The 23,423-nt window shown below is 42.4% G+C and carries 21 protein-coding genes, 7 tRNA genes, 1 pseudogene, 1 riboswitch and 1 other annotated feature (1 of these 31 running past the window's edge); of the genes and pseudogenes, 22 read left to right on the forward strand and 7 right to left on the reverse strand.

Features of this window, described 5'->3' with window-relative positions:
• The first annotated feature begins 49 nt into the window (after positions 1-49).
• From MK480_RS06955 to MK480_RS06985, 7 genes are all read left to right on the forward strand, one after another.
• Positions 50-123: transfer RNA gene (locus MK480_RS06955), tRNA-Ile, on the forward strand.
• Positions 124-135: 12 nt separating this feature from the next.
• A tRNA-Ser gene (locus MK480_RS06960) sits at positions 136-225 on the forward strand.
• A gap of 10 nt (positions 226-235) precedes the next feature.
• Positions 236-309 (forward strand) — tRNA-Met (locus tag MK480_RS06965).
• Between the two features lie 3 nt (positions 310-312).
• Positions 313-385 (forward strand) — tRNA-Phe (locus MK480_RS06970).
• Between the two features lie 19 nt (positions 386-404).
• A tRNA-Gly gene (locus tag MK480_RS06975) sits at positions 405-475 on the forward strand.
• 33 nt (positions 476-508) lie between these two features.
• Positions 509-582: transfer RNA gene (locus tag MK480_RS06980), tRNA-Ile, on the forward strand.
• A gap of 6 nt (positions 583-588) precedes the next feature.
• A tRNA-Ser gene (locus MK480_RS06985) sits at positions 589-676 on the forward strand.
• A 184-nt stretch (positions 677-860) separates the two neighbouring features.
• On the opposite strand, the gene birA is transcribed toward MK480_RS06985, so the two are convergent.
• Entirely contained in the window at positions 861-1,796 is a 936-nt protein-coding gene (birA, locus tag MK480_RS06990) for a bifunctional biotin--[acetyl-CoA-carboxylase] ligase/biotin operon repressor BirA (protein WP_084888843.1), read from the reverse strand.
• Positions 1,797-2,065: 269 nt separating this feature from the next.
• Between birA and MK480_RS06995 the strand changes: the two genes are divergently transcribed.
• The 5 genes and pseudogenes from MK480_RS06995 to MK480_RS07015 all read left to right on the forward strand — a co-directional run bounded on the left by MK480_RS06995 (position 2,066) and on the right by MK480_RS07015 (position 6,331).
• Entirely contained in the window at positions 2,066-3,259 is a 1,194-nt protein-coding gene (locus MK480_RS06995) for an O-antigen ligase family protein (RefSeq protein WP_261029029.1), read from the forward strand.
• A 146-nt stretch (positions 3,260-3,405) separates the two neighbouring features.
• Positions 3,406-3,849, forward strand: coding sequence for a MarR family winged helix-turn-helix transcriptional regulator (locus MK480_RS07000; protein WP_125442995.1), 444 nt, complete (start codon positions 3,406-3,408; stop codon positions 3,847-3,849).
• A 34-nt stretch (positions 3,850-3,883) separates the two neighbouring features.
• Positions 3,884-4,075 (forward strand): annotated as a pseudogene (locus MK480_RS07005) (nuclear transport factor 2 family protein); the annotation flags it as partial.
• A 14-nt stretch (positions 4,076-4,089) separates the two neighbouring features.
• Positions 4,090-4,818 carry an ATP-binding cassette domain-containing protein gene (locus tag MK480_RS07010; protein WP_125393380.1) on the forward strand — a complete coding sequence of 243 codons (729 nt, stop codon included), beginning with the start codon at positions 4,090-4,092 and terminating at the stop codon, positions 4,816-4,818.
• Positions 4,811-6,331, forward strand: a complete 1,521-nt coding sequence (locus tag MK480_RS07015; RefSeq protein ID WP_261029026.1) for an ABC transporter permease/substrate-binding protein — start codon at positions 4,811-4,813, stop codon at positions 6,329-6,331. The genes MK480_RS07010 and MK480_RS07015 overlap by 8 nt, the downstream gene beginning before the upstream one ends.
• 138 nt (positions 6,332-6,469) lie before the next feature.
• On the opposite strand, the gene MK480_RS07020 is transcribed toward MK480_RS07015, so the two are convergent.
• Positions 6,470-7,006 (reverse strand): TetR/AcrR family transcriptional regulator, encoded by a 537-nt coding sequence (locus MK480_RS07020; protein WP_031237576.1) that lies wholly within the window; start codon positions 7,004-7,006, stop codon positions 6,470-6,472.
• 132 nt (positions 7,007-7,138) lie between these two features.
• Here MK480_RS07020 and MK480_RS07025 point away from each other — a divergent pair, with 132 nt between their 5' ends.
• On the forward strand, positions 7,139-8,029 hold the full coding sequence (locus MK480_RS07025; RefSeq protein WP_020901629.1) for a cation diffusion facilitator family transporter: 891 nt from the start codon (positions 7,139-7,141) through the stop codon (positions 8,027-8,029).
• Positions 8,030-8,169: 140 nt separating this feature from the next.
• Here MK480_RS07025 and galR read toward each other — a convergent pair whose 3' ends face one another.
• Positions 8,170-9,174, reverse strand: a complete 1,005-nt coding sequence (galR, locus tag MK480_RS07030) for a DNA-binding transcriptional regulator GalR (RefSeq protein WP_268707417.1) — start codon at positions 9,172-9,174, stop codon at positions 8,170-8,172.
• Positions 9,175-9,338: 164 nt separating this feature from the next.
• On the opposite strand from galR, the gene MK480_RS07035 reads away from it, so the two are divergent.
• From MK480_RS07035 to MK480_RS07045, 3 genes are all read left to right on the forward strand, one after another.
• Positions 9,339-10,517: a galactokinase gene (locus MK480_RS07035; protein ID WP_268707418.1), complete on the forward strand. Its 1,179-nt coding sequence runs from the start codon at positions 9,339-9,341 to the stop codon at positions 10,515-10,517.
• A gap of 18 nt (positions 10,518-10,535) precedes the next feature.
• Positions 10,536-12,017, forward strand: coding sequence for a UDP-glucose--hexose-1-phosphate uridylyltransferase (locus tag MK480_RS07040; RefSeq protein ID WP_268707419.1), 1,482 nt, complete (start codon positions 10,536-10,538; stop codon positions 12,015-12,017).
• Between the two features lie 69 nt (positions 12,018-12,086).
• Positions 12,087-12,491, forward strand: a complete 405-nt coding sequence (locus tag MK480_RS07045) for a PaaI family thioesterase (protein ID WP_084927231.1) — start codon at positions 12,087-12,089, stop codon at positions 12,489-12,491.
• Between the two features lie 32 nt (positions 12,492-12,523).
• Here MK480_RS07045 and MK480_RS07050 read toward each other — a convergent pair whose 3' ends face one another.
• From MK480_RS07050 to MK480_RS07065, 4 genes are all read right to left on the reverse strand, one after another.
• Positions 12,524-13,786, reverse strand: a complete 1,263-nt coding sequence (locus MK480_RS07050; RefSeq protein ID WP_268707420.1) for a nucleobase:cation symporter-2 family protein — start codon at positions 13,784-13,786, stop codon at positions 12,524-12,526.
• On the reverse strand, positions 13,786-14,367 hold the full coding sequence (locus MK480_RS07055) for a xanthine phosphoribosyltransferase (RefSeq protein WP_268707421.1): 582 nt from the start codon (positions 14,365-14,367) through the stop codon (positions 13,786-13,788). The genes MK480_RS07050 and MK480_RS07055 overlap by 1 nt, the downstream gene beginning before the upstream one ends.
• Before the next feature lie 363 nt (positions 14,368-14,730).
• Positions 14,731-14,826: riboswitch (purine riboswitch) on the reverse strand.
• Positions 14,827-15,058: 232 nt separating this feature from the next.
• The gene (locus MK480_RS07060; RefSeq protein WP_261030621.1) at positions 15,059-15,445 is read right to left on the reverse strand and encodes a bleomycin resistance protein; all 387 of its coding nucleotides are present in this window, start codon (positions 15,443-15,445) and stop codon (positions 15,059-15,061) included.
• An 11-nt stretch (positions 15,446-15,456) separates the two neighbouring features.
• The gene (locus MK480_RS07065; protein WP_268707422.1) at positions 15,457-16,284 is read right to left on the reverse strand and encodes an exodeoxyribonuclease III; all 828 of its coding nucleotides are present in this window, start codon (positions 16,282-16,284) and stop codon (positions 15,457-15,459) included.
• Positions 16,285-16,418: 134 nt separating this feature from the next.
• Between MK480_RS07065 and MK480_RS07070 the strand changes: the two genes are divergently transcribed.
• The 6 genes from MK480_RS07070 (at position 16,419) to MK480_RS07095 (ending at position 23,373) form a co-directional block, all read left to right on the forward strand.
• Positions 16,419-16,874, forward strand: coding sequence for a DUF3290 family protein (locus MK480_RS07070; protein WP_000675331.1), 456 nt, complete (start codon positions 16,419-16,421; stop codon positions 16,872-16,874).
• On the forward strand, positions 16,871-17,506 hold the full coding sequence (locus tag MK480_RS07075; protein ID WP_000174456.1) for a DUF421 domain-containing protein: 636 nt from the start codon (positions 16,871-16,873) through the stop codon (positions 17,504-17,506). Before MK480_RS07070 ends, MK480_RS07075 begins: the two co-directional genes overlap by 4 nt.
• Positions 17,507-17,712: 206 nt before the next feature.
• Positions 17,713-19,458, forward strand: a complete 1,746-nt coding sequence (locus tag MK480_RS07080; RefSeq protein ID WP_268707423.1) for an ABC transporter ATP-binding protein — start codon at positions 17,713-17,715, stop codon at positions 19,456-19,458.
• On the forward strand, positions 19,448-21,190 hold the full coding sequence (locus MK480_RS07085) for an ABC transporter ATP-binding protein (RefSeq protein ID WP_125393372.1): 1,743 nt from the start codon (positions 19,448-19,450) through the stop codon (positions 21,188-21,190). The genes MK480_RS07080 and MK480_RS07085 overlap by 11 nt, the downstream gene beginning before the upstream one ends.
• Positions 21,191-21,408: 218 nt before the next feature.
• Entirely contained in the window at positions 21,409-22,101 is a 693-nt protein-coding gene (locus tag MK480_RS07090; RefSeq protein ID WP_268707424.1) for a sugar transferase, read from the forward strand.
• 42 nt (positions 22,102-22,143) lie between these two features.
• On the forward strand, positions 22,144-23,373 hold the full coding sequence (locus tag MK480_RS07095; protein ID WP_268707425.1) for a DegT/DnrJ/EryC1/StrS family aminotransferase: 1,230 nt from the start codon (positions 22,144-22,146) through the stop codon (positions 23,371-23,373).
• Positions 23,374-23,413: 40 nt separating this feature from the next.
• Positions 23,414-23,423: a binding site (T-box leader), on the forward strand; it runs 214 nt beyond the window's last position.

The raw sequence follows: 23,423 nt of genomic DNA on the forward strand, positions 1-23,423 counted from the left end.
CCCGGGAGGTCGGGGGTTCGATCCCCTTCGCCGCTATAATGATCTTGTTGGACCTTTAGCTCAGCTGGTTAGAGCTCTCGGCTCATAACCGAGTGGTCGTAGGTTCAAGTCCTACAAGGTCCATTTGAATAGTATGGAGGATTACCCAAGTCCGGCTGAAGGGAACGGTCTTGAAAACCGTCAGGCGTGTAAAAGCGTGCGTGGGTTCGAATCCCACATCCTCCTTTTGTATTAACGCGGGATGGAGCAGCTCGGTAGCTCGTCGGGCTCATAACCCGAAGGTCGTAGGTTCAAATCCTGCTCCCGCAATAAGGCTCGGTAGCTCAGTTGGTAGAGCAATGGATTGAAGCTCCATGTGTCGGCGGTTCGATTCCGTCTCGCGCCATTTTATTAATAGTATGTATGCGGGTGTAGTTTAGTGGTAAAACTACAGCCTTCCAAGCTGTTGTCGCGAGTTCGATTCTCGTCACCCGCTTTGAACTTTGTTCAATTACCAAGTTTTTAACTTGGGCGCGTAGCTCAGGTGGTTAGAGCGCACGCCTGATAAGCGTGAGGTCGGTGGTTCGAGTCCACTCGTGCCCATTAATAGGAGAATTACTCAAGAGGCTGAAGAGGACGGTTTGCTAAATCGTTAGGTCGGGTAACTGGCGCAAGGGTTCGAATCCCTTATTCTCCGTTTTATTGAGAGTTTATAACTCTTTTTTTGTATTTTTAAGAATTGTAGAATAAAAACTTCAGATTTGTAAAACTTAATTGGATTACTTATCTGAAGTTTTTTGCGCTCTTTGTCAACTGTAGTGGGCTGCAGAAAAGCTAAAATCTTTATATATTGTCGATTTTATGGTTGTGCTAGTTTATTATTACTTCCAACTCTTGAGTGATATTTCTCCGCTATTGAGCCAGATTTCTTTTCCGTTATCACATTGAACTAGAAGCTTTCCACTTTCAGAGATATCTTTAGCAAGTCCCTTGTAGTCTTTTTGATTTAGTGTGAAAGTAACTTCTTTTCCTAGAACGAATGACTGTTTTTTGTATAGGTATAATAGTTCTTCTGCTGGTGTTTCGAAGAAAGTGCGCCAGATTTCTATGATTAATTCATTTCTGGTAATAGGTGCTGGTGTTTTAAATAAACTAGCAGCTTTTTCTTTTAATTCTTGTGGGAAATCATTAATAGTGAAGTTGATTCCTACTCCAATAATGATATCTGTGACTAAGCTAGTTTCCACAGAGGTCATTGCTTCAGTGAGGATTCCTCCAATTTTTTGATTTTTGAGGTAGATATCATTGACCCATTTTATGTCGATATCTATTAAAGTTAGGTTCTTAATGGCTTTGTAGATAGCTCCTGCTACAAGTAGTGTGTAGGATGGTAATTTGTCGTAAGGGAGATTTGGTTTGAGATGGAGGGTCATATAAATGCCACCTTGTGGGGAGTAGAAGGAGCGTTGAAAACGGCCTCGTCCTGCTGTTTGATAGGAAGCTAGATAGAGGGTGTTTGCTTCATTTCCTAAATCAATTGCTTCTTTTGCATCGAGTTGTGTTGATCTTGTTTCGGGTTTAAAACTGACTTTAATTGGAAGGTTTTCTTCTAGAATCTCTGGAAGAATAAGGTCTCCACTCACCAGTTTATAGCCTTTGTTTTTGATACTATCAATTTCAATGCCTTCTTGTTCTAGCCGCCTGATGGCTTTCCAAATTGATGTTCGGCTGAGGGATAGTTCTTCTGCGATTTTTTCTCCGCTGATATAGTTGGCATCTTTAGCTAGAATTTGGTAGACAGCTTGGTAAGATTTCATAGTGTTTCCTTTCTTTAGGAATAGTATCTGATTTGAATCTAGTTTGGCTAGTTGCTTAATTACTACTATTTTAACATATGCCTAGTATTTACGGTATGATTTTCTTAGAGTAAATGTAGTCATTAAGCTTGAGGTGTGAAATCTCAGTATTTTTGCTCCTTTTTTAACTAGGAAGCGTTTCCTTTGTTTTCAAATTGCTAAAAAAGTGGTACAATATAGGATAGCTTACTATTATCTGAATCAACTGATTTGGAGAGAAAGGATTCATTTTGAAATCAATAGGCTTTATTGAAAAGCTGAAAGGGTTGTCTAGTAAAGAGCTGATTTTATTGGGAATTATCCTGAGTATCTTTTTACCCTTTTATCTTTTTGTAGTTGTATTCTGTTTATATATTATCAGTTTAATTTTCACAGGAGACATGAAAAGTATTCTTCAGAAAATGGGGGAGCATCCGATGCTGCTTCTTTTTCTTGGCTATAGTACTGTTATATCCGTTTTTGCACAAAATTGGATGGGAGTTGTGGCTTCAGTAGGAATTTTTCTATTTACTGTTTTCTTTTTGCATTATCAGTCGATTTTATCACATAAATTCTTTCGATTGATTTTGCAGCTCGTCTTGTTTGGTAGCGTATTGTCAGCTGCTTTTGCGAGTTTAGAACATTTCCAAATTGTGAAGAAATTCAACTATGCTTTTCTTTCACCCAATATGCAGGTGTGGCATCAGAATCGTGCAGAAGTGACCTTCTTTAACCCTAATTATTATGGAATTATTTGTTGTTTCTGTATCATGATTGCTTTCTATCTGTTTACAACGACCAAGTTGAATTGGTTGAAAGTATTCTGTGTGATTGCAGGCTTTGTTAATCTCTTTGGTTTGAATTTTACGCAAAATCGAACCGCATTTCCTGCTATTATCGCTGGAGCCATTATTTATCTCTTTACAACCATTAAAAACTGGAAGGCCTTTTGGCTTAGTATAGGGGTCTTTGCGATTGGCTTGAGTTTCCTCTTTTCCAGTGATTTGGGAGTTCGGATGGGGACTTTAGACTCTTCTATGGAAGAACGAATTTCTATCTGGGATGCTGGGATGACCTTATTTAAGCAAAATCCTTTCTGGGGTGAAGGGCCATTGACCTATATGCACTCTTATCCTAGAATAAATGCTCCTTATCATGAACATGCTCACAGTCTTTATATTGATACGATTCTGAGTTACGGAATTGTGGGGACTATTTTACTAGTTTTGTCTTCTGTGGCTCCTGTTCGCTTGATGATGGATATGAGTCAGGAGTCTGGGAAACGTCCGATTATCGGCCTTTATCTATCTTTCCTTACAGTGGTTGCTGTGCACGGAATCTTTGACTTGGCCCTCTTTTGGATTCAGTCAGGTTTCATTTTCTTGCTAGTTATGTGCAGTATTCCATTGGAGCATCGAACGTTGGTATCGGACATGACGGATTAAGTTTTATAAGATTAAAATTCTTCTACCATGGGTAGGAGATTTTTTTACTGGGAAAAATTATTTCTAAATCGAAATAGTTGACAGATGAAATGACGAGTGTTACAATTACTTTATTCATTTCGATATAGAAATAAATTGGAGGTGCCATGAAAGATAGTCATTTGGTAGCCCATCATATTCGTTTGTTGAATGGGCGGATTTTTCAAAAGTTACTGAGCCAAGACCCTGAAGCTCTTTATCGGAGTGAACAGGGCAAGATTTTAGCGGTTTTATGGAATAGTGAAACTGGCTGTGCAACTGCGACAGACATTGCGCTTGCGACTGGACTTGCTAATAATACTCTGACGACGATGATAAAAAAGCTAGAGGAACAAAATCTTGTAACTATTAGTCCATGTGGAGAAGATAAGCGTAAGAAGTATTTGGTTTTAACAGAGTTGGGGCAGTCTCAGAAAGAAGTGGGGCATCGTGTCAGTCAGAAATTGGATACGATCTTTTACAAAGGATTTTCAGAGGAAGAAATTCGTCAGTTTGAAGCCTTTCAAGAAAGAATTTTGGCTAATCTGAAAGAGGATGAAAATGAGGTTTAAAATGGAGCAAATTAGCTGTTTATAAGTAAAGGCCACTTTTGACTTTGTTTTCCAACTCTTAGGACAAGGAAACTATGTGGTTAGCTATGGTCAGACTCAGATTGGTGGAGTTGCCTATTCCCAGTACGATATTTTCCGTCTAGAAAATGGAAAAATTGTGGAGAATTGGGATAATAAGGAAGTCATGCCTAAGGTAGAAGACCTGACCAATCGAGGGAAGTTTTAAATTGAGGATACAGAATGATTGAATACAAAAATGTAGCTTTACGTTACACAGAAAAAGATGTCTTGAGAGATGTTAATTTACGGATTGAGAATGGCGAGTTTATGGTTTTAGTTGGGCCATCTGGGTCCGGTAAGACGACCATGATTAAGATGATTAACCGTCTCTTGGAACCGACTGATGGAAATATTTATATGGATGGCAAGCGCATCAAAGACTATGACGAGCGGGATCTTCGTCTTTCTACTGGTTATGTTTTACAGGCTATTGCCCTATTTCCTAATCTAACGGTCGCGGAAAATATTGCCCTGATTCCTGAAATGAAGTGCTGGACTAAGGAAGAAATTGCTCAGAAAACAGAAGAGCTTTTGGCTAAGGTTGGTTTACCAGTGGCTGAGTATGGACATCGACTTCCTAGTGAATTATCTGGTGGAGAACAGCAACGGGTCGGTATTGTTCGTGCTATGATTGGTCAGCCTAAGATTCTCCTCATGGATGAACCTTTTTCAGCCTTGGATGCTATTTCGAGAAAACAGTTGCAGATTCTGACGAAAGAATTGCATAAAGAATTTGGGATGACAACGATTTTTGTAACCCATGATACGGATGAAGCTCTGAAATTGGCGGACCGTATTGCTGTCTTGCAGGATGGAGAAATTCGCCAGGTAGCGAATCCCGAGACAATTTTAAAAGCGCCTGCAACAGACTTTGTAGCAGACTTGTTTGGAGGTAGTGTTCATGACTAATTTAATTGCAACTTTTCAGGATCGTTTTAGTGATTGGTTGACAGCTCTATCTCAACATTTGCAGTTGTCACTTTTAACCTTGTTACTAGCTATTTTTATCGCGATTCCCTTGGCTGTTTATCTTCGCTATCATGAGAAATTGGCCGACTGGGTCTTGCAGATTGCAGGGATTTTCCAGACTATCCCGTCACTGGCCTTGTTGGGGCTCTTTATCCCCTTGATGGGAATTGGAACCTTGCCAGCTTTGACAGCTCTAGTGATCTATGCGATTTTTCCGATTTTACAAAATACCATCACTGGACTCAAGGGAATTGATCCGAGTCTGCAAGAGGCTGGGATTGCCTTTGGGATGACTAGGTGGGAGCGACTCAAGAAGTTTGAAATTCCGCTTGCCATGCCTGTTATCATGTCTGGGATTCGGACGGCAGCTGTCTTAATTATCGGTACGGCAACCTTGGCTGCCTTGATTGGGGCAGGGGGGCTGGGTTCTTTTATCCTTTTGGGAATTGACCGTAATAATGCCAGTCTGATTTTGATCGGGGCCCTTTCTTCTGCAGTGCTTGCCATTGCCTTTAACTTCCTACTAAAAGTGATGGAAAAAGCAAAATTGCGGACGATTTTTTCTGGTTTTGCCTTGGTGACCATATTGCTCGGTCTGTCTTATAGCCCAGCTCTCTTGGCTCAAAAAGAGAAAGAAAACTTGGTTATTGCTGGGAAATTGGGTCCAGAACCAGAAATTTTGGCCAATATGTATAAGTTGCTGATTGAAGAAAACACCAGTATGACTGCGACTGTTAAACCGAATTTTGGGAAAACAAGCTTTCTTTATGAAGCTTTGAAAAAAGGCGATATTGACATCTATCCTGAATTTACTGGTACGGTGACTGAAAGTTTGCTGCAACCATCACCTAAAGTGAGTCATGAGTCAGAGCAGGTTTATCAGGTGGCGCGTGATGGTATTGCCAAACAGAATCATCTAGCCTATCTCAAACCCATGTCTTATCAAAATACCTATGCTGTAGCTGTTCCGAAAAAGATTGCTCAAGAATATGGCTTGAAGACCATTTCGGACTTGAAAAAAGTGGAAGGGCAGTTGAAGGCTGGATTTACTCTCGAGTTTAATGACCGTGAAGATGGCAATAAGGGCTTGCAATCAATGTATGGTCTCAATCTCAATGTAGCGACCATGGAACCAGCCCTTCGCTATCAGGCTATTCAGTCAGGTGATATTCAAATCACGGACGCCTATTCGACCGATGCGGAATTGGCACGTTATGATTTACAGGTATTGGAAGATGACAAGCAACTCTTCCCACCTTATCAAGGGGCTCCACTCATGAAAGAAGTTCTTCTCAAGAAACATCCAGAGTTGGAAACAGTTCTCAATAAATTGGCTGGTAAAATTACTGAAAGCCAGATGAGCCAGCTTAACTATCAAGTCGGTGTTGAAGGCAAGTCAGCAGAACAAGTAGCCAAGGAGTTTCTACAAGAACAAGGTTTGTTGAAGAAATAGTTTGAAAATGTCAAACTCAACTTTGTTAAACGACCATATAGAAAACTGCTCAGACAATGTTGTCTGGGCTTTTTTGATTGTTGAAAAGATAAAAAACTCAGTAACCAAGAAATAAGGCAACTGAGCTCTATTTGCTATTCAATTTTTAGGAATGAGAAGGTCTAGATAAAATTGGACAACTTCCTGGTCTGTAAAGTCTTGTCCTTTTTTGAGCCACCAGGTCAATGTCTCGACAAAGTTGGACACGACTAAGTGTTGGAGGTAAGAAGTAGGTAGATTAGGGTGAGCTTCTTTTAAATCATTAGCCATCAGGGAATAGACATGGTGTTCTAGCTCTTTATGGAGTTGACGGAGGAAGTAGTCATTTTTGGAAAATAGCAGACTGGTGATATGGTCTTGATTTTTCTGAAAATGCAGAAAGAGGTGGGCGAGATAATCCTCGGTTGAAATGGACTCCTCTCTTTCAAAGAGGTGATGGAAGAGGTAGCGGCAAAGCTCGTCCAGAAGTAGTTCCTTGCTCTCATAGTGACAGTAAAAGGTGGATCGTCCCACATCTGCGAGATCAATGATATCCTGAACTGTAGTGGATTCGTAGCCCTTCTCGTTCAAAAGTTGTAGAAAAGCTTGATAGATGGCTTTTTTTGTTTTGCTGATACGGCGGTCAATATTAGTCATATGGACATTTGAGGCAAATTGTTCAGAACTGAATAAAGCTGACATTTTGCTTCTATCCTTTCTTTGAGTTTTAGTAGATAATAATAATGAACAAGGTGTTCATAAATCTATTATAACAAAGGAATGAGAAAGATGAAGGCAAAATATACTGTTTGGGTAGCTTTTTTCTTAAATTTAAGCTATGCTATTGTTGAGTTTATCGCAGGAGGCATCTTTGGTTCGAGTGCTGTTCTTGCTGATTCTGTCCATGACTTGGGAGATGCTATAGCTATTGGCATATCGGCCTTTTTAGAAACAATCTCAAATAGAGAAGAAGATAGGCAGTACACCTTGGGTTACAAGCGATTTAGTCTTTTAGGGGCACTTGTGACTGCTGTGATTCTTATCACAGGATCCATCCTAGTGATTTTGGAAAATATAACTAAACTTTTTAATCCACAGCCCGTTAATGATGAAGGTATCCTCTGGCTAGGGATCATTGCAGTCAGTATTAATGTGCTAGCTAGTCTAGTAGTTCGCAAGGGAAAGACAAAGAACGAGTCAATTCTCAGCCTGCACTTTTTTGAAGATACTCTTGGTTGGTTGGCTGTCATTCTAATGGCGATTATCCTCCGATTTACAGATTGGTATATTCTTGATCCGCTCTTATCTCTTGTCATTTCCATCTTCATTCTAACAAAAGCCATTCCACGTTTTTGGTCTACACTCAAGATTTTCTTGGACGCTGTGCCGGAAGGAGTAGAGACTGGTGATTTGGAGAAGGATTTGGATGCTCTGACCAATGTCAAAAGTGTCAATCAACTTAGTATTTGGTCCATGGATGGTCTGGAAAATAATGCCATTATCCATCTCTGTTTAGAAGATTGGGAGCAGATGACGGAAACAAAGAATCAAGTGCGTCAGCTCTTAGAAGAAAGAGGTGTGCAGAATATTACAATCGAAGTGGATACCAGCCAAAGCAATCATGCGCAACATAAGCGGAGGGTAACAGCCTTAGAGCAACCCCATGGGCATCAACACTAGAAAAGAGGCTGGGGAAAAGTCTTTAAAAGTGAAAAGCGCATAGTGTCAGGCATTAAAAAAACTTGATACTATGCGTTTTATTGTGGGGACATTTACTTCATTTTATCTTGAAATTTAGTTTTTGCCTAGATTCTAATATCTTAATCATTCCTTGTACTCTCTCTCAGAGTCAGTCTGGTTCCCAGCATGGTCAGGCTAGGGATTTTGCGACCGTGGAGTACTTCTTTATTAAGAATATCCATGCCTGCTCTGCCCATTTCTTCGGTATAGACGGTGATGCTGGAGAGGGGAGGATAGACTTGCTTGGTCAGGCTAGTATCGTTAAAGGAAATAAGACTGACACGGTCTGGTAGGCTGATTCCAGCTTCTTGGAGGGCACGGAGGGCACCGATAGCTAAACTATCGCTAGCTGCGAAAAAGGCTGGTGGGAGTTGGTCTCCTAAGTTCTGAATGGCCTCCTTCATTAAGTCATAGCCAGACTGGGCGGTAAAGCTTCCTTGAAAGACCAGTTCATCATGATAGATTCCTTTTGTTTGACTGTAATTTCTGAAATTTTCCAGCCGCTTATCCTGAATGATTTCTTCTTGGTCAGTTGTCTCCTCAAGACCTGTTAGAATCCCGATACTGTCCATTCCTTGGCTGAGGAAATAATCGACAACCTGTTTCATGGCAGTGTAAAAGTCCGTGATAATGCAGGTGTGTCCCAGGGAAAGTGTATCACTGTCTAGAAAGACAAGAGGCTTTTGGTATTCTTCAAAGGCAGAAATCTGAGCTCGACTAAACTTTCCGATGCAGAGAATCCCAATCACTTCCTCGCTTAGGGTAAAAGGATGGTCATTAAAATATCGCAAAATATCATAGTCCAGTTCTTGGGCTCTTTTTTCTATGCCTAGGCGAATCTGGTAGTAGTAGAGGTCGTCCAGCTCCCCTTGTTCGCTGACCCATTGGATAATGGCAATCTTTTGCTTGGGTTTGTGGGACTCGCCTGTCTTGAGGTGCTTGGTGTAGCCCAACTCTTCAGCAACGGTTAAAATACGGTGTCTGGTTTCTTCTGTAACAGATAGGCTCTGGTCGCGATTGAGGACACGGGATACGGTCGCGATAGAGACAGAGGCTAGCTGTGCAATGTCTTTTAAGGTAGCCATAAATCCTCCTTCTTTTAGGTTAGTATATCATATTTTTCTGCTTTTTACTGATAGTTTAGTAAAATTTTAGTAAAAAGGATTGACCTTGGGAAATCCCTTGGATACAATAGAAGAAAACGATTACACGTTAAGGTGACTTAACGGACAGTCAAAGGAGAATTCATATGACACAACATCTTACTGCTGAAGCTCTTCGTAAAGACTTTCTTGCCGTTTTCGGTCAAGAAGCGGATCAAACCTTCTTTTCACCAGGTCGTATCAATTTGATTGGTGAACACACAGACTACAACGGTGGGCACGTTTTTCCGGCTGCTATTTCCTTGGGAACTTATGGGGCAGCTCGCAAGCGTGACGACCAAGTCTTGCGTTTCTACTCAGCCAACTTTGAAGACAAGGGCATCATTGAAGTTCCTCTTGCTGACCTCAAGTTTGAAAAAGAGCACAACTGGACCAACTATCCAAAAGGAGTTCTTCATTTCTTGCAAGAAGCAGGCCATATGATTGACAAAGGTTTTGATTTTTATGTTTATGGGAATATCCCAAATGGTGCTGGTTTGTCTTCTTCTGCATCCTTGGAACTCTTGACAGGAGTCGTGGCAGAGCATCTCTTTGATTTAAAATTAGATCGTTTGGATTTGGTTAAAATTGGTAAACAAACAGAAAACAACTTTATCGGAGTAAATTCTGGTATCATGGATCAGTTTGCTATCGGTATGGGAGCTGATCAACGTGCTATTTACTTAGATACTAACACTTTAGAGTATGACTTGGTGCCACTTGATTTGAAGGACAATGTCGTTGTTATTATGAACACCAATAAACGTCGTGAATTGGCGGATTCTAAATATAATGAACGTCGTGCTGAGTGTGAAAAAGCAGTAGAAGAACTACAAGTGGCTTTGGACATTCAAACCCTGGGTGAATTGGACGAATGGGCTTTTGATCAATACAGTTATCTAATTAAAGACGAAAATCGTTTGAAACGTGCTCGCCATGCCGTACTTGAAAACCAACGTACCCTCAAAGCTCAAGCAGCCCTTCAAGCAGGTAATTTGGAAACATTTGGTCGTTTGATGAATGCGTCACACGTTTCTCTTGAGCATGATTATGAAGTAACTGGCTTGGAATTGGACACCCTTGTTCACACAGCTTGGGCACAAGAAGGAGTTCTCGGTGCTCGAATGACAGGTGCTGGTTTTGGTGGCTGTGCCATTGCTTTGGTGCAAAAAGATACTGTTGAGGCCTTTGAGGAAGCTGTAGGCAAACACTACGAGGAAGTAGTTGGATACGCTCCAAGCTTCTATATCGCTGAAGTTGCAGGTGGCACTCGCGTCCTTGACTAGTCAAAAGGAGGCTCTATAGTGACCTTAGTAGATAAATTTGTAACACATGTCATTTCTGAAAGTTCATTTGAGGAAATGGATCGAATCTACCTGACCAACCGTGTTTTGGCACGAGTGGGAGACGGTGTCTTGGAAGTTGAGACCGATCTAGATCAATTGATTGACCTCAAGGACCAGCTGGTTGAGGAAGCCGTTCGATTAGAAACGATTGAGGATAGTCAGACTGCGCGTGAAATCCTCGGTGCTGAACTGATGGACTTGGTGACCCCTTGTCCCAGTCAGGTCAATCGTGACTTCTGGGAAACCTACGCCCACTCTCCTGAACAAGCGATAGAGGATTTTTACCAACTCAGTCAGAAAAATGACTACATAAAACTCAAGGCTATTGCTAAAAATATCGCTTATCGTGTTCCATCTGATTACGGAGAGCTTGAAATTACCATCAATCTCTCTAAGCCTGAAAAGGATCCCAAAGAGATTGCGGTGGCCAAGTTAGTGCAAGCCAGCAATTATCCTCAGTGTCAGCTTTGTCTAGAGAATGAGGGCTATCATGGTCGAGTAAATCACCCAGCTCGCAGCAACCACCGTATTATCCGTTTTGAAATGGCTGCTCAGGAGTGGGGTTTCCAGTATTCACCTTATGCCTACTTTAATGAGCACTGTATTTTCTTAGATGGCCAACATCGTCCCATGGCCATTAGTCGTCAGAGTTTTGAGCGTCTGCTGGCTATCGTAGAGCAGTTTCCAGGATATTTTGCTGGCTCTAATGCCGACCTACCGATTGTTGGGGGCTCTATTCTAACTCATGATCATTATCAGGGAGGCCGTCACGTCTTTCCGATGGAATTGGCTCCCTTGCAAAAGACTTTCTATTTTACTGGTTTTGAGCAGGTCAAGGCTGGAATTGTCAAGTGGCCCATGTCAGTGTTGCGTTTGACTTCGGATTCCAAAGAAGATTTGATCAACTTAGCTGACAAGATTTTGCAGGAATGGCGCCAGTATTCAGATCCAAGGGTGCAAGTCTTGGCAGAAAGTAATGAAACACCACACCATACCATTACACCTATAGCCCGTAAACGAGATGGCCAGTTTGAGTTGGACTTGGTCTTGAGGGACAATCAGACTTCTGCAGAACATCCTGACGGCATCTATCATCCCCACAAGGATGTCCAACATATCAAGAAGGAAAATATCGGCTTGATTGAGGTCATGGGCTTGGCTATCCTGCCACCACGTCTGAAAGAAGAAGTGGAGCGAGTCGCTAGCTATATTGTAGGAGAAGCTGTTACAGTTTCCGATTATCATCAGGAATGGGCAGACCAACTCAAAGTCCAACATCCAGACCTAACAGATAAAGAAAAAGCCCTTGAAATCGTTAAGGATTCTGTGGGTGCTATCTTTGCACGTGTACTTGAAGATGCAGGAGTTTATAAGCAGACGGAGCAAGGACAGGCAGCCTTTATGCGCTTTATAGAGCAGGTCGGAATTTTGCCAGACTAGGAGCTTTCTCCTTGCACAGTCCTATAAAAAGTAGTATCATAGTGTCGTTTGAAATATCAGGAGGAAACGATGAAAGATTTTCATTTTGACGCTATATCTGCCTTTGAAAATTACGAAATTGAACAAATGAGAGATGGTCACGTTGTGGTGACGACAAAAGTAGTGAACTCGTCGCTCAACTACTATGGCAATGCCCATGGTGGCTATCTCTTTACCCTTTGTGACCAGATTAGTGGTTTGGTAGTCATCTCGCTAGGACTAGATGGAGTGACGCTCCAATCCTCTATCAACTACCTCAAAGCAGGAAAACTCGACGATGTGTTGACCATTAAAGGAGAATGCGTCCATCAAGGTCGCACAACCTGTGTGGTGGATGTGGATATCACCAATCAAGAAGGCAGAAATGTCTGCAAAGCAACCTTTACCATGTTTGTTACAGGCCAACGGTCAGAAGACAGACAGGTAAGGATATAGAGAAACAAAAAAGAGGCTCACACCTCTTTTTCTTATTTCTTTTTATGATTTAATACTGCATTGAGGACAATGGCGAGTAGGCTGGCTACGACGATTCCGTTTGAGAAGAACATTTGGAAGGCTGTCGGCATGCTGACAAAGAGATTGCTGTTGTTGAGTCCAACTCCTGCAGCGATTGAAACAGCTGCGATAAGGAAGTTATGTTCATTGTTAGCAAAGTCAACACGAGCGAGGATTTGCATCCCTTGAATAGATACAAAACCAAACATCACCAGCATGGCACCGCCGAGGACAGGACTTGGAATGATTTGGGCAAGGGCGCCAAACTTAGGAAGGAGTCCAAGGAGTATCAGGAAACCAGCTGCGTAGTAGATTGGCAGGCGAGTCTTGATACCTGACAATTTAACCAAACCAACGTTTTGTGAAAATCCTGTGTAAGGGAAGGTGTTAAAGATTCCTCCGAGAAGTACGGCAAAACCTTCTGCGCGGTAACCGTTGCGAAGGCGTGTGCTGTCGATTGGATCTTTTGTGATATCAGACAAGGCCAGATAAACACCAGTAGACTCAACCATAGACACCGTTGCGATGATACACATCATGACAATAGATGAGATTTCAAAGGTTGGCATCCCAAAGTAGAGTGGAGTTGGGACATGGACAAGCGGTGCTGCTGCAACAGGAGAGAAGTCCACCAAGCCCATGCTAGCAGCAATGGCAGTTCCAACAACCAGACCAATCAAAATAGAGATAGACTTGATAAACCCTTTGGTAAAGATGTTAATCAAGAGAATAATCAGGACAGTGATGGCGGCAAGCAAGAGACTTTGACCAGTTGGCTCTGGAACGTTATTTCCCATATTTCCAATAGCGACAGGAATCAAGGTTAAACCAATAGTGGTAATAACAGATCCTGTTACGATAGATGGGAAGAGATTGGCCACTTTTGAGAAGATACCTGAAACAAGAACCACGTAAATCCCTGATGCGATAAGGGCACCAAACATAGCGCCACTACCATGGCTTTGCCCAATCATAATCAAGGGAGCGACCGACTGAAAGGCAACTCCGAGAACGACTGGGAGTCCAATCCCAAAGTATTTGTTGAGTTGGAGTTGGAGGAAGGTTGCCACGCCACACATGAAGATATCTGTAGAAATCAGGTAAGTCAACTGCTCAGCTGAATAGCCAAGGGCTGTCGCAATCATGATGGGAACCAGGATGGATCCTGAGTACATAGCTAGTAAGTGCTGCAAGCCGAGAACGGCTGCTTGTGAATGTTTTTCTTGAGTTTGCATTAGAGATCTGCCTCCTTAAATATGACTTGACCATTTTCAAAACGATCCAAACGAGCGAGTGATAGGACAGGATAGCCTGCTTTTTCAAGCAAATCACGTCCATCTTGGAAGGATTTTTCAATCACAATACCGATAGCTTCGACTGTGGCACCAGCTTGTTCGATGATTTGAATCAAGCCTTTAGCAGCTTGGCCATTAGCAAGGAAATCGTCGATAATCAAGACCTTGTCCTCTGGTGAGAGGAATTTTCCAGCGATAGAAACGGTACTGGTCACCTGTTTGGTAAAGGAGTAAACTTCGGCAGTTAAGATTCCTTCGTTCATAGTGATGTTTTTAGATTTTTTAGCGAAAATCATGGGAACGTTTAAGGCTTCAGCTGTAAAAATGGCTGGGGCAATACCTGACGCTTCAATGGTCACGACTTTGGTAATACCAGTAGAAGCAAATTTTTCCGCAAAAACCTTACCAATCTCTCGCATCAAGCTAAAGTCAACTTGGTGGGTTAAAAAGGAATCCACCTTGAGAATGTTATCACCCAAGATATGCCCATCCTTGAGGATGCGCTCTTCTAATAATTTCATAAGACCTCCTAAAGTCTATAAGCCAGTTTACTTGTTGGTTAAATGTTTCTATAGTGATCCAGTTTGCTAGTACTATATATTTGATAAAATTAGTACGAGCGAAGCGAGTCTTATCAAATATTTCCCGCCGTAGTGGTATCATAGACAATAATCTTGTTATTGTCTATGACGGGATTTTTGAGACTTTTGGCTCAAAAATTAGGGATGAAATTCCGAAGGAAGTTGCTCCCGTCCGCACTAATTAAGGGAAATATTAAAAATATTTAGTTTACACTTAAAGGTGTGCTTTAACAAAAGTATTCAAAAAGGACCTGCTTAATCTCTAAGCAAGTCCCCAAAATAGGCATGGCAAAAAAGACCATCCCCTCAAGCTAACTTACTTATTGTTAGGTGTTCCGGCACCTTGTAGAAACGTCGTGCCAATTCACGACATAAACAAGTAAAACGATATTTAATTTAACATAGGCTTGAGCCAATGTTTTTATTTTACACTAAATAGCTTTAGAAATCAAATGTTTTGTTAGTGTTTTGGTTTGAAAAACGAACAAATATAATAAAAATGGGTAAAAATTAACTTATTGGCTAACATTTAGAAGGTTTTTCCATCATAAAAGGCATATTATCAAGATTTTTCAAGACTTGACAATATGCCTTTTTCTAACTTTAAAGACTTTTTCCAATCTTTATTGTTCTACTCGCTAAATCTTAAAAAATAACCATCTGGATCCAAAATCGCAAATTCATGGGGATATATAAAGCTATCTCCCACTCGAAATTCTCTTTTTGTCAGGGGACGATGGATAGGATAGTCAGCTTCCAGCAGTTTTTGGTGTAGCTGAGGAACATCTTCAATGCCAAAGGAAATATTGACACCGCGCCCGAAAGGATAGTTCAGCTGAGCTAATTCTCCTGCGCCGCCTTCTTCTAGCATAAGTTGACAGTCTTCAAGCGAGAGGAAGAGAAATTTCTCCTCGGGGCGCTCGTATTCGACAGAGAATCCCAGCAAGTCGCAGTAGAAGTGGCGTGACTTTTCGAGGTCAGATACTACAAATTCAGGAATGACAGCTTGATAGTCCATTAGCTTTCTCCTTAGAGCTCAATCTCCATGACAATGGGTGTGTGGTCTTGACGCGCACCTGAGTCGATCATATCAGACTTAGTCACATTGTCAGCGATGCGGTTACTTGTGAGCCAGTAGTCGATTCTCCAGCCAGTATTGTTGATTTTAGAAGTCTTGCTGCGTTGTGCCCACCAAGTGTAGCGTTCTGGAGCATCGCCGTGAATGTGGCGGAAGGTATCCGTAAATCCAGTTGCCAAAAGGTTGGTAAATCCAGCACGTTCCTCGTCGGTAAATCCTGGTGAATGGCGGTTGCTAGCAGGATTTGCAAGGTCAATCTCATTGTGGGCCACGTTGTAGTCACCGGTCGCAAGGACTGGTTTTTCTTTGTCTAGTTCAGCCAAGTACTCAGCATATTTGACATCCCAGACTTGACGTTCTTCCAAGCGTTTGAGGCCATCGCCAGCGTTTGGAGTGTAAACTTGGGTAACGAAAAATTTATCAAATTCTAGAGTGATGATACGACCTTCCAAGTCCATGGTAGAAGGGGCACCGATTTCTGGGAAAGTGACAGTGGGTGTAAGTTCTTTCTTATAAAGGAACATGGTTCCAGCATAGCCTTTGCGGGCAGGCTCTTGGGAAGAGCGCCACGTATTTTCGTAGTCTGGGAAGAGTTCTTCTAAAATTTCCAGATGTTTCTTTGTAGGGCCCTTGGCAGAAAGCTTGGTTTCTTGGATAGCGATAATATCAGCATTTTCGGCGACCAAGGTTTGTAGGACTTCTTGGGACAATTTGGCACGAGCTGAGTCACTAGTTAGGGCTGCGTTGAGGGAATCAATATTCCATGAGATGAGTTTCATAAAGTTACCTTTTTCATTCAGATTTATAGATTTTATTATACCAAAAAAAGGTCTATTTCCCCAACGTATGGTTTGAAAAATCACCCTCTTTCGTTTATAATGAAGAATGATTTTATGAAAGGGAGTGAAAATAGATGAAATTTTACTCATATGACTATGTGCTTAGCCAAATCAGTCAACAAAATGGAATCATGATTGGCTTTGGGATTGTGCTCCTAGCTATCACAGGATTTTTTGCTTTTAAGGCTTATCGAGATAAAAAGGGGACTAAGTTTCGGGAATTGGTCATGATTTTGGCCTTGACCTTGGTAGCCATGCTTTTGGTAACAATCTCAAAATACCAGACCAATCAAGCCTCTAACAATCAATTTCAAACCTCACTTCATTTCATAGAGGTTGTTTCCAAAGACTTGGGGGTGGATAAATCAGAAGTTTACGTTAATACTTCAGCTGCCACTGATGGAGCGCTTGTCAAGGTAGGTCCAAATTTCTACCGCGCCATGAACGGGAGCCAACCAGACAAGTATCTTTTAGAGAAATTAGAATTGCATCAAACAGACGCTATTGAATTGGTGGAGGTAAACAAATGACACTCAACTATATGGAAATTTTAATCAAACTGGCCTTGGGTCTTTTCTCTCTTGTTTTTGTTATTAATGTGACAGGAAAGGGGAATCTAGCACCTAACTCTGCTACAGACCAAATTCAGAACTATGTTCTTGGTGGTATCATCGGTGGGGTAATTTACAATAGTTCAATCAGTATCCTGCAATACGCAGTGATTTTGATGATGTGGACGATTTTGGTTTTGACCCTAAAGTGGCTCAATAACAATGTTCGCTTTGTCAAACGCTTGATTGATGGGAAACCAACTCTCCTCATCAAAAATGGGCAGATTGACCCAGAAGCCTGTCGTTCAGTTGGCTTGTCTGCATCGGATGTAGCCCTCAAACTTCGTAGCCAAGGAATTTTCCAGATGAAGCAAGTTAAACGAGCTGTGCAAGAACAAAATGGCCAACTCATCGTGGTCCAAATGGGAGATGAAAATCCTAAGTATCCAGTTGTGACTGACGGTGTGATCCAAGTAGACGTCTTGGAATCGATTGGTCGTAGCGAAGAGTGGCTGCTTGATAATCTCAGCAAGCAAGGGCATGACAATGTAGCCAATATCTTTATCGCTGAGTATGACAAGGGTGCGGTCACAGTCGTAACCTATGAATAAGAAAAACCTGGGGTCTTGTACTCTTCAAAAATCAAATTCAAACTGCGTCAACGTCGCCTTGCCGTATGTAGGTTACTGACTTCGTCAGTTCTATCTACAACCTCAAAGCAGTGCTTTGAGCAGCCTGCGGCTAGTTTCCTAGTTTGCTCTTTGATTTTCATTGAGTATTGGCCTCAGGTTTCCATTTGCAATCAGAAAGGGATTTTATGTCCATTATTCAAAAACTTTGGTGGTTTTTCAAGTTAGAAAAACGCCGTTATCTAGTCGGAATTGTGGCCTTGGTCTTGGTTTCCGTCCTCAATCTCATTCCCCCTATGGTTATGGGGCGGGTGATTGATGCAATTACATTGGGGCAATTAAGCCAGCAGGACTTGCTCTTGAACCTCCTTTATCTGCTTCTTGCAGCTTTGGGTATGTACTATCTACGCTATGTTTGGCGCATGTATATCCTTGGTACTTCCTATCGTCTGGGGCAGATTATGCGGTCTCGCTTGTTTGAGCATTTCACAAAAATGTCTCCAGCCTTTTATCAAACCTATCGGACGGGGGACCTGATGGCGCATGCCACCAACGATATCAATGCCTTAACCCGTCTCGCAGGTGGTGGGGTCATGTCTGCGGTAGATGCCTCTATCACGGCTCTGGTGACTTTGCTGACCATGCTCTTTAGCATTTCCTGGCAGATGACTCTGGTTGCCATTTTGCCCCTACCTTTCATGGCTTATGCGACCAGTCGTCTAGGGAGAAAGACCCACAAGGCTTTTGGCGAATCACAGGCTGCCTTTTCTGAACTCAATAACAAGGTGCAGGAGTCTGTATCAGGTATCAAAGTGACCAAGTCTTTCGGGTACCAGGCGGACGAGTTGAAGTCCTTTCAGGTAGTCAATGAATTGACCTTCCAAAAGAATCTTCAAACCATGAAATACGATAGTCTCTTTGACCCCATGGTTCTCTTGTTTGTTGGTTCCTCCTATGTTTTAACCCTCTTGGTCGGCTCCTTGATGGTTCAGAAAGGGCAGATTACGGTTGGAAATCTGGTTACCTTTATCAGCTATTTGGATATGCTGGTTTGGCCTCTCATGGCCATCGGCTTTCTCTTTAATATTACTCAGCGAGGGAAGGTTTCCTACCAGCGGATTGAGAATCTTTTGTCTCAGGAATCACCTGTACAAGACCCTGAGTTTCCTCTAGACAGTATTGAAAATGGGCGCTTGCAGTATGCCATTGATAGCTTTGCCTTTGAAAATGAGGAAACACTGACAAATGTTCACTTTAGTTTGGAAAAAGGGCAAACTCTGGGCTTGGTTGGGCAGACAGGTTCTGGTAAAACGTCCTTGATCAAACTCCTCTTGCGTGAATACGATGTGGATAAGGGAGCCATTTATCTAAATGGCTACGATATTCGTGACTATCGTCTGACAGACCTTCGCAGTCTTATGGGCTACGTCCCTCAGGACCAGTTTCTCTTTGCGACCTCTATCTCAGACAATATTCGCTTTGGGAATCCTGATTTACCACTTTCAGCGGTCGAGGAAGCGACTAAGCTAGCCCAAGTTTACCAAGACATTGTAGCCATGCCTCAGGGATTTGATACCTTGATTGGTGAAAAAGGAGTCAGTCTCTCTGGAGGTCAAAAGCAGCGTCTGGCCATGAGTCGGGCTATGATTTTAGACCCTGATATCTTGATTTTGGATGATTCTTTGTCAGCCGTGGATGCCAAGACAGAATATGCCATTATCGACAATCTTAAGGAGACGCGAAAGGACAAGACAACCATTATCACAGCTCATCGTCTCAGTGCAGTTGTCCATGCAGATCTGATTTTAGTTCTGCAAAATGGACAGATTATCGAACGAGGTAGGCACGATGACTTGCTAGCCTTGGATGGCTGGTATGCCCAAACCTACCAGTCTCAGCAGTTGGAAATGAAAGGAGAAGAAGATGCAGAATAAACAAGAACAATGGGCTGTATTGAAGCGCTTGATGTCCTATCTCAAGCCCTATGGACTCCTGACTTTTTTGGCACTCAGTTTTCTCCTAGCGACGACGGTCATCAAAAGTGTCATTCCCCTTGTGGCTTCCCACTTTATCGACCAGTATCTCAGCAATCTCAACCGACTCGCTGTGACCGTTTTGCTGGCCTACTATGGCCTTTATATCCTACAAACTCTGGTCCAGTATGTCGGCAATCTTCTCTTTGCGCGGGTGTCTTACAGTATTGTTAGGGATATTCGTCGAGATGCCTTTGCCAATATGGAGAAGCTGGGCATGTCTTATTTTGACAAGACGCCAGCAGGTTCCATCGTCTCTCGTTTGACCAATGATACTGAGACCATCAGCGATATGTTTTCAGGGATTTTATCTAGCTTTATCTCAGCAGTTTTCATTTTTCTGACAACCCTTTATACCATGTTGGTGTTGGATTTTCGTTTGACTGCTTTAGTCTTGCTCTTTCTCCCCTTGATTCTCCTTTTGGTCAATCTCTATCGGAAAAAATCAGTGAAAATCATTGAGAAAACCAGAAGTCTCTTGTCAGATATCAATAGCAAGCTGGCTGAAAACATCGAGGGAATCAGGATTATCCAGGCCTTTAATCAAGAGAAGCGCCTGCAGGCGGAATTTGATGAGATCAACCGAGAACACTTGGTCTATGCCAACCGTTCTGTAGCCTTGGATGCCCTCTTTTTGAGACCTGCCATGAGTTTGCTGAAACTCTTAGGTTATGCGGTCTTGATGGCTTATTTTGGCTATCGTGGCCTTTCTATCGGGATAACAGCAGGAACCATGTATGCCTTTATCCAGTATATCAATCGTCTCTTTGACCCCTTGATTGAAGTAACGCAAAACTTTTCAACCCTTCAAACTTCTATGGTTTCTGCAGGTCGTGTCTTTGCCCTGATAGACGAGAGGACCTATGAGCCCCTTCAAAAAGATGGGCAAGCCAAAATCCAAGAAGGCAATATTCGTTTTGAACATGTGTGTTTCTCGTATGACGGTAAACATCAGATTCTGGATGATATTTCCTTTTCGGTTAACAAGGGTGAAACCATTGCATTTGTAGGCCATACAGGTTCAGGGAAATCGTCTATTATCAATGTTCTTATGCGCTTTTATGAATTCCAGTCAGGGAGAGTTCTCTTAGATGGTGTGGATATTAGGAACTACAGTCAGGAAGAGTTGAGAAAAAATATCGGTCTGGTCTTGCAGGATCCCTTCCTCTATCACGGGACTATCAAGTCCAATATCGCCATGTACCAAGATCTTAGTGATGAAGAGGTACAGGCTGCGGCTGCCTTTGTGGATGCAGATTCCTTTATTCAGGAGCTTCCGCAGGGTTATGATTCCCCTGTTTCCGAGCGTGGTTCGAGCTTCTCTACTGGACAGCGCCAGCTTCTTGCCTTTGCTAGAACTGTTGCCAGTCAGCCTAAAATCCTGATTTTGGATGAAGCGACAGCAAATATTGACTCTGAAACAGAAAGTTTGGTTCAAGATTCTCTAGCTAAGATGAGACAGGGGCGGACGACCATTGCTATTGCTCATCGCCTTTCAACTATCCAAGATGCCAACTGTATCTATGTTTTGGACAAGGGGCGCATCATCGAGAGTGGAACCCATGAGGAACTCTTGGCCTTGGGAGGAACCTATCACAAGATGTATAGCTTGCAGGCTGGAGCCATGTCCTAATACTCTTTGAAAATCTCTTCAAACCACGTCAGCTTTATCTGCAACCTCAAAGCAGTACTTTGAACAGCCTGCGGCTAGCCTCCTAGTTTGCGTTTCGATTTTCATTGAGTATAAGAAGGAAATCCTTAAAATTACAGATTTCTTTCACCGCCTTTTCCATTTTGTGGTATAATGAAAAATGTTGACAAATAGTATAATAAAAACAAAGGAGAAATAGCATGCTGAAATGGGAAGACTTGCCCGTGGAAATGAAATCAAGCGAGGTTGAGTCTTACTACCAGCTTGTCTCTAAAAGGAAGGGTTCGCTGATTTTCAAGCGTTGCTTGGACTGGGTTCTGGCCTTGGTCTTGCTAATTTTGACTTCCCCAGTCTTTCTCATCTTGAGCATTTGTATCAAGTTGGATAGCAAGGGACCCGTCATTTACAAGCAAGAGCGCGTGACCCAGTATAATCGATCTTTCAAGATTTGGAAGTTCCGTACCATGGTGACGGATGCAGACAAAAAAGGAAGTTTAGTGACTTCTGCTAATGATAGTCGCATTACCAAGGTTGGCAATTTTATCCGCCGTGTGCGTTTGGACGAACTGCCTCAGCTGGTCAATGTCCTTAAAGGCGAAATGTCCTTTGTCGGTACACGACCTGAAGTGCCACGCTACACAGAGCAGTATAGCCCTGAAATGATGGCAACCTTGCTTTTGCCAGCAGGGATCACCTCTCCAGCCAGCATCAACTACAAGGATGAGGACACTATTATCAGTCAAATGACCGAAAAAGGCCTGTCAGTTGACCAAGCCTATGTAGAACACGTCCTTCCTGAAAAGATGCGCTATAACCTCGACTATCTCCGAGAATTTAGTTTCCTTGGAGACATCAAAATCATGTTTCAAACCGTGTTTGAAGTGCTAAAATAAAGTAGTCATGAGAAAATGAGCACAGATAAAAGGAGCAAATCAATGCCAAATTACAATATTCCATTTTCACCACCCGATATCACCGAAGCTGAAATTGCTGAAGTAGCGGATACCCTGCGTTCTGGTTGGATTACAACAGGTCCTAAGACAAAAGAACTGGAGCATCGCTTGTCTCAATACACACAGACGCCCAAGACTGTCTGTCTTAACTCTGCGACTGCCGCTCTTGAGTTGATTTTACGCGTTTTGGAAGTGGGACCTGGTGATGAAGTCATCGTTCCAGCCATGACCTATACAGCTTCATGTAGTGTTATCACTCACGTAGGAGCGACTCCTGTCATGGTGGATATCCAAGCAGATACCTTTGAGATGGACTATGACCTGCTTGAGCAAGCTATCACTGAGAAAACTAAGGTAATCATTCCAGTTGAGCTTGCGGGGATTGTTTGCGACTATGACCGTTTGTTCCAAGTTGTGGAGAAGAAACGTGATATCTTTACTGCTTCAAGCAAGTGGCAAAAAGCCTTTAACCGTATCGTGATTGTTTCTGATAGTGCCCATGCTTTGGGATCTACTTATAAAGGACAACCAGCTGGTTCTATCGCTGACTTTACTTCCTTCTCATTCCACGCCGTTAAGAACTTTACAACTGCTGAGGGAGGAAGTGCGACTTGGAAAGCCAATCCAGCGATTGATGACGAAGAGATGTACAAGGAATTCCAAATCCTTTCTCTTCACGGGCAAACTAAGGATGCTCTTGCCAAGATGCAACTGGGTTCATGGGAATACGATATCGTCACACCAGCCTACAAGTGCAATATGACCGATATCATGGCGTCACTTGGTTTGGTACAATTGGATCGTTACCCTGGTTTGCTAGAACGTCGTAAGGACATCGTGGATCGCTATGATCTTGGTTTTGCAGGTTCTCGCATCCATCCTTTGGCACACAAGACTGATACTGTCGAATCTTCACGCCACCTCTACATCACCCATGTAGATGGAGCAAGCTTAGAAGAACGCAATCTCATCATCCAAGAATTGGCCAAAGCAGGAATCGCAAGTAACGTCCACTACAAACCGCTTCCGCTCTTGACAGCCTATAAGAATCTTGGCTTTGATATGGCGAACTATCCTAAAGCTTATGCCTTCTTTGAAAATGAAATTACGCTCCCTCTTCACACTAAATTAAGCGATGAAGAAGTGGACTATATCATTGAGACTTTCAAAACAGTTTCTGAAAAAGTACTAGTTTCATCAAAAAAATTGTAAAAAAGTCTTGACAAAGAAAAAACAAAGTATTAAAATAAGTTCAACAAATC

The sequence above is a fragment of the Streptococcus mitis genome, assembly GCF_026782895.1.
In the GTDB taxonomy this organism is placed as follows: Bacteria; Bacillota; Bacilli; order Lactobacillales; family Streptococcaceae; genus Streptococcus; species Streptococcus mitis_CB.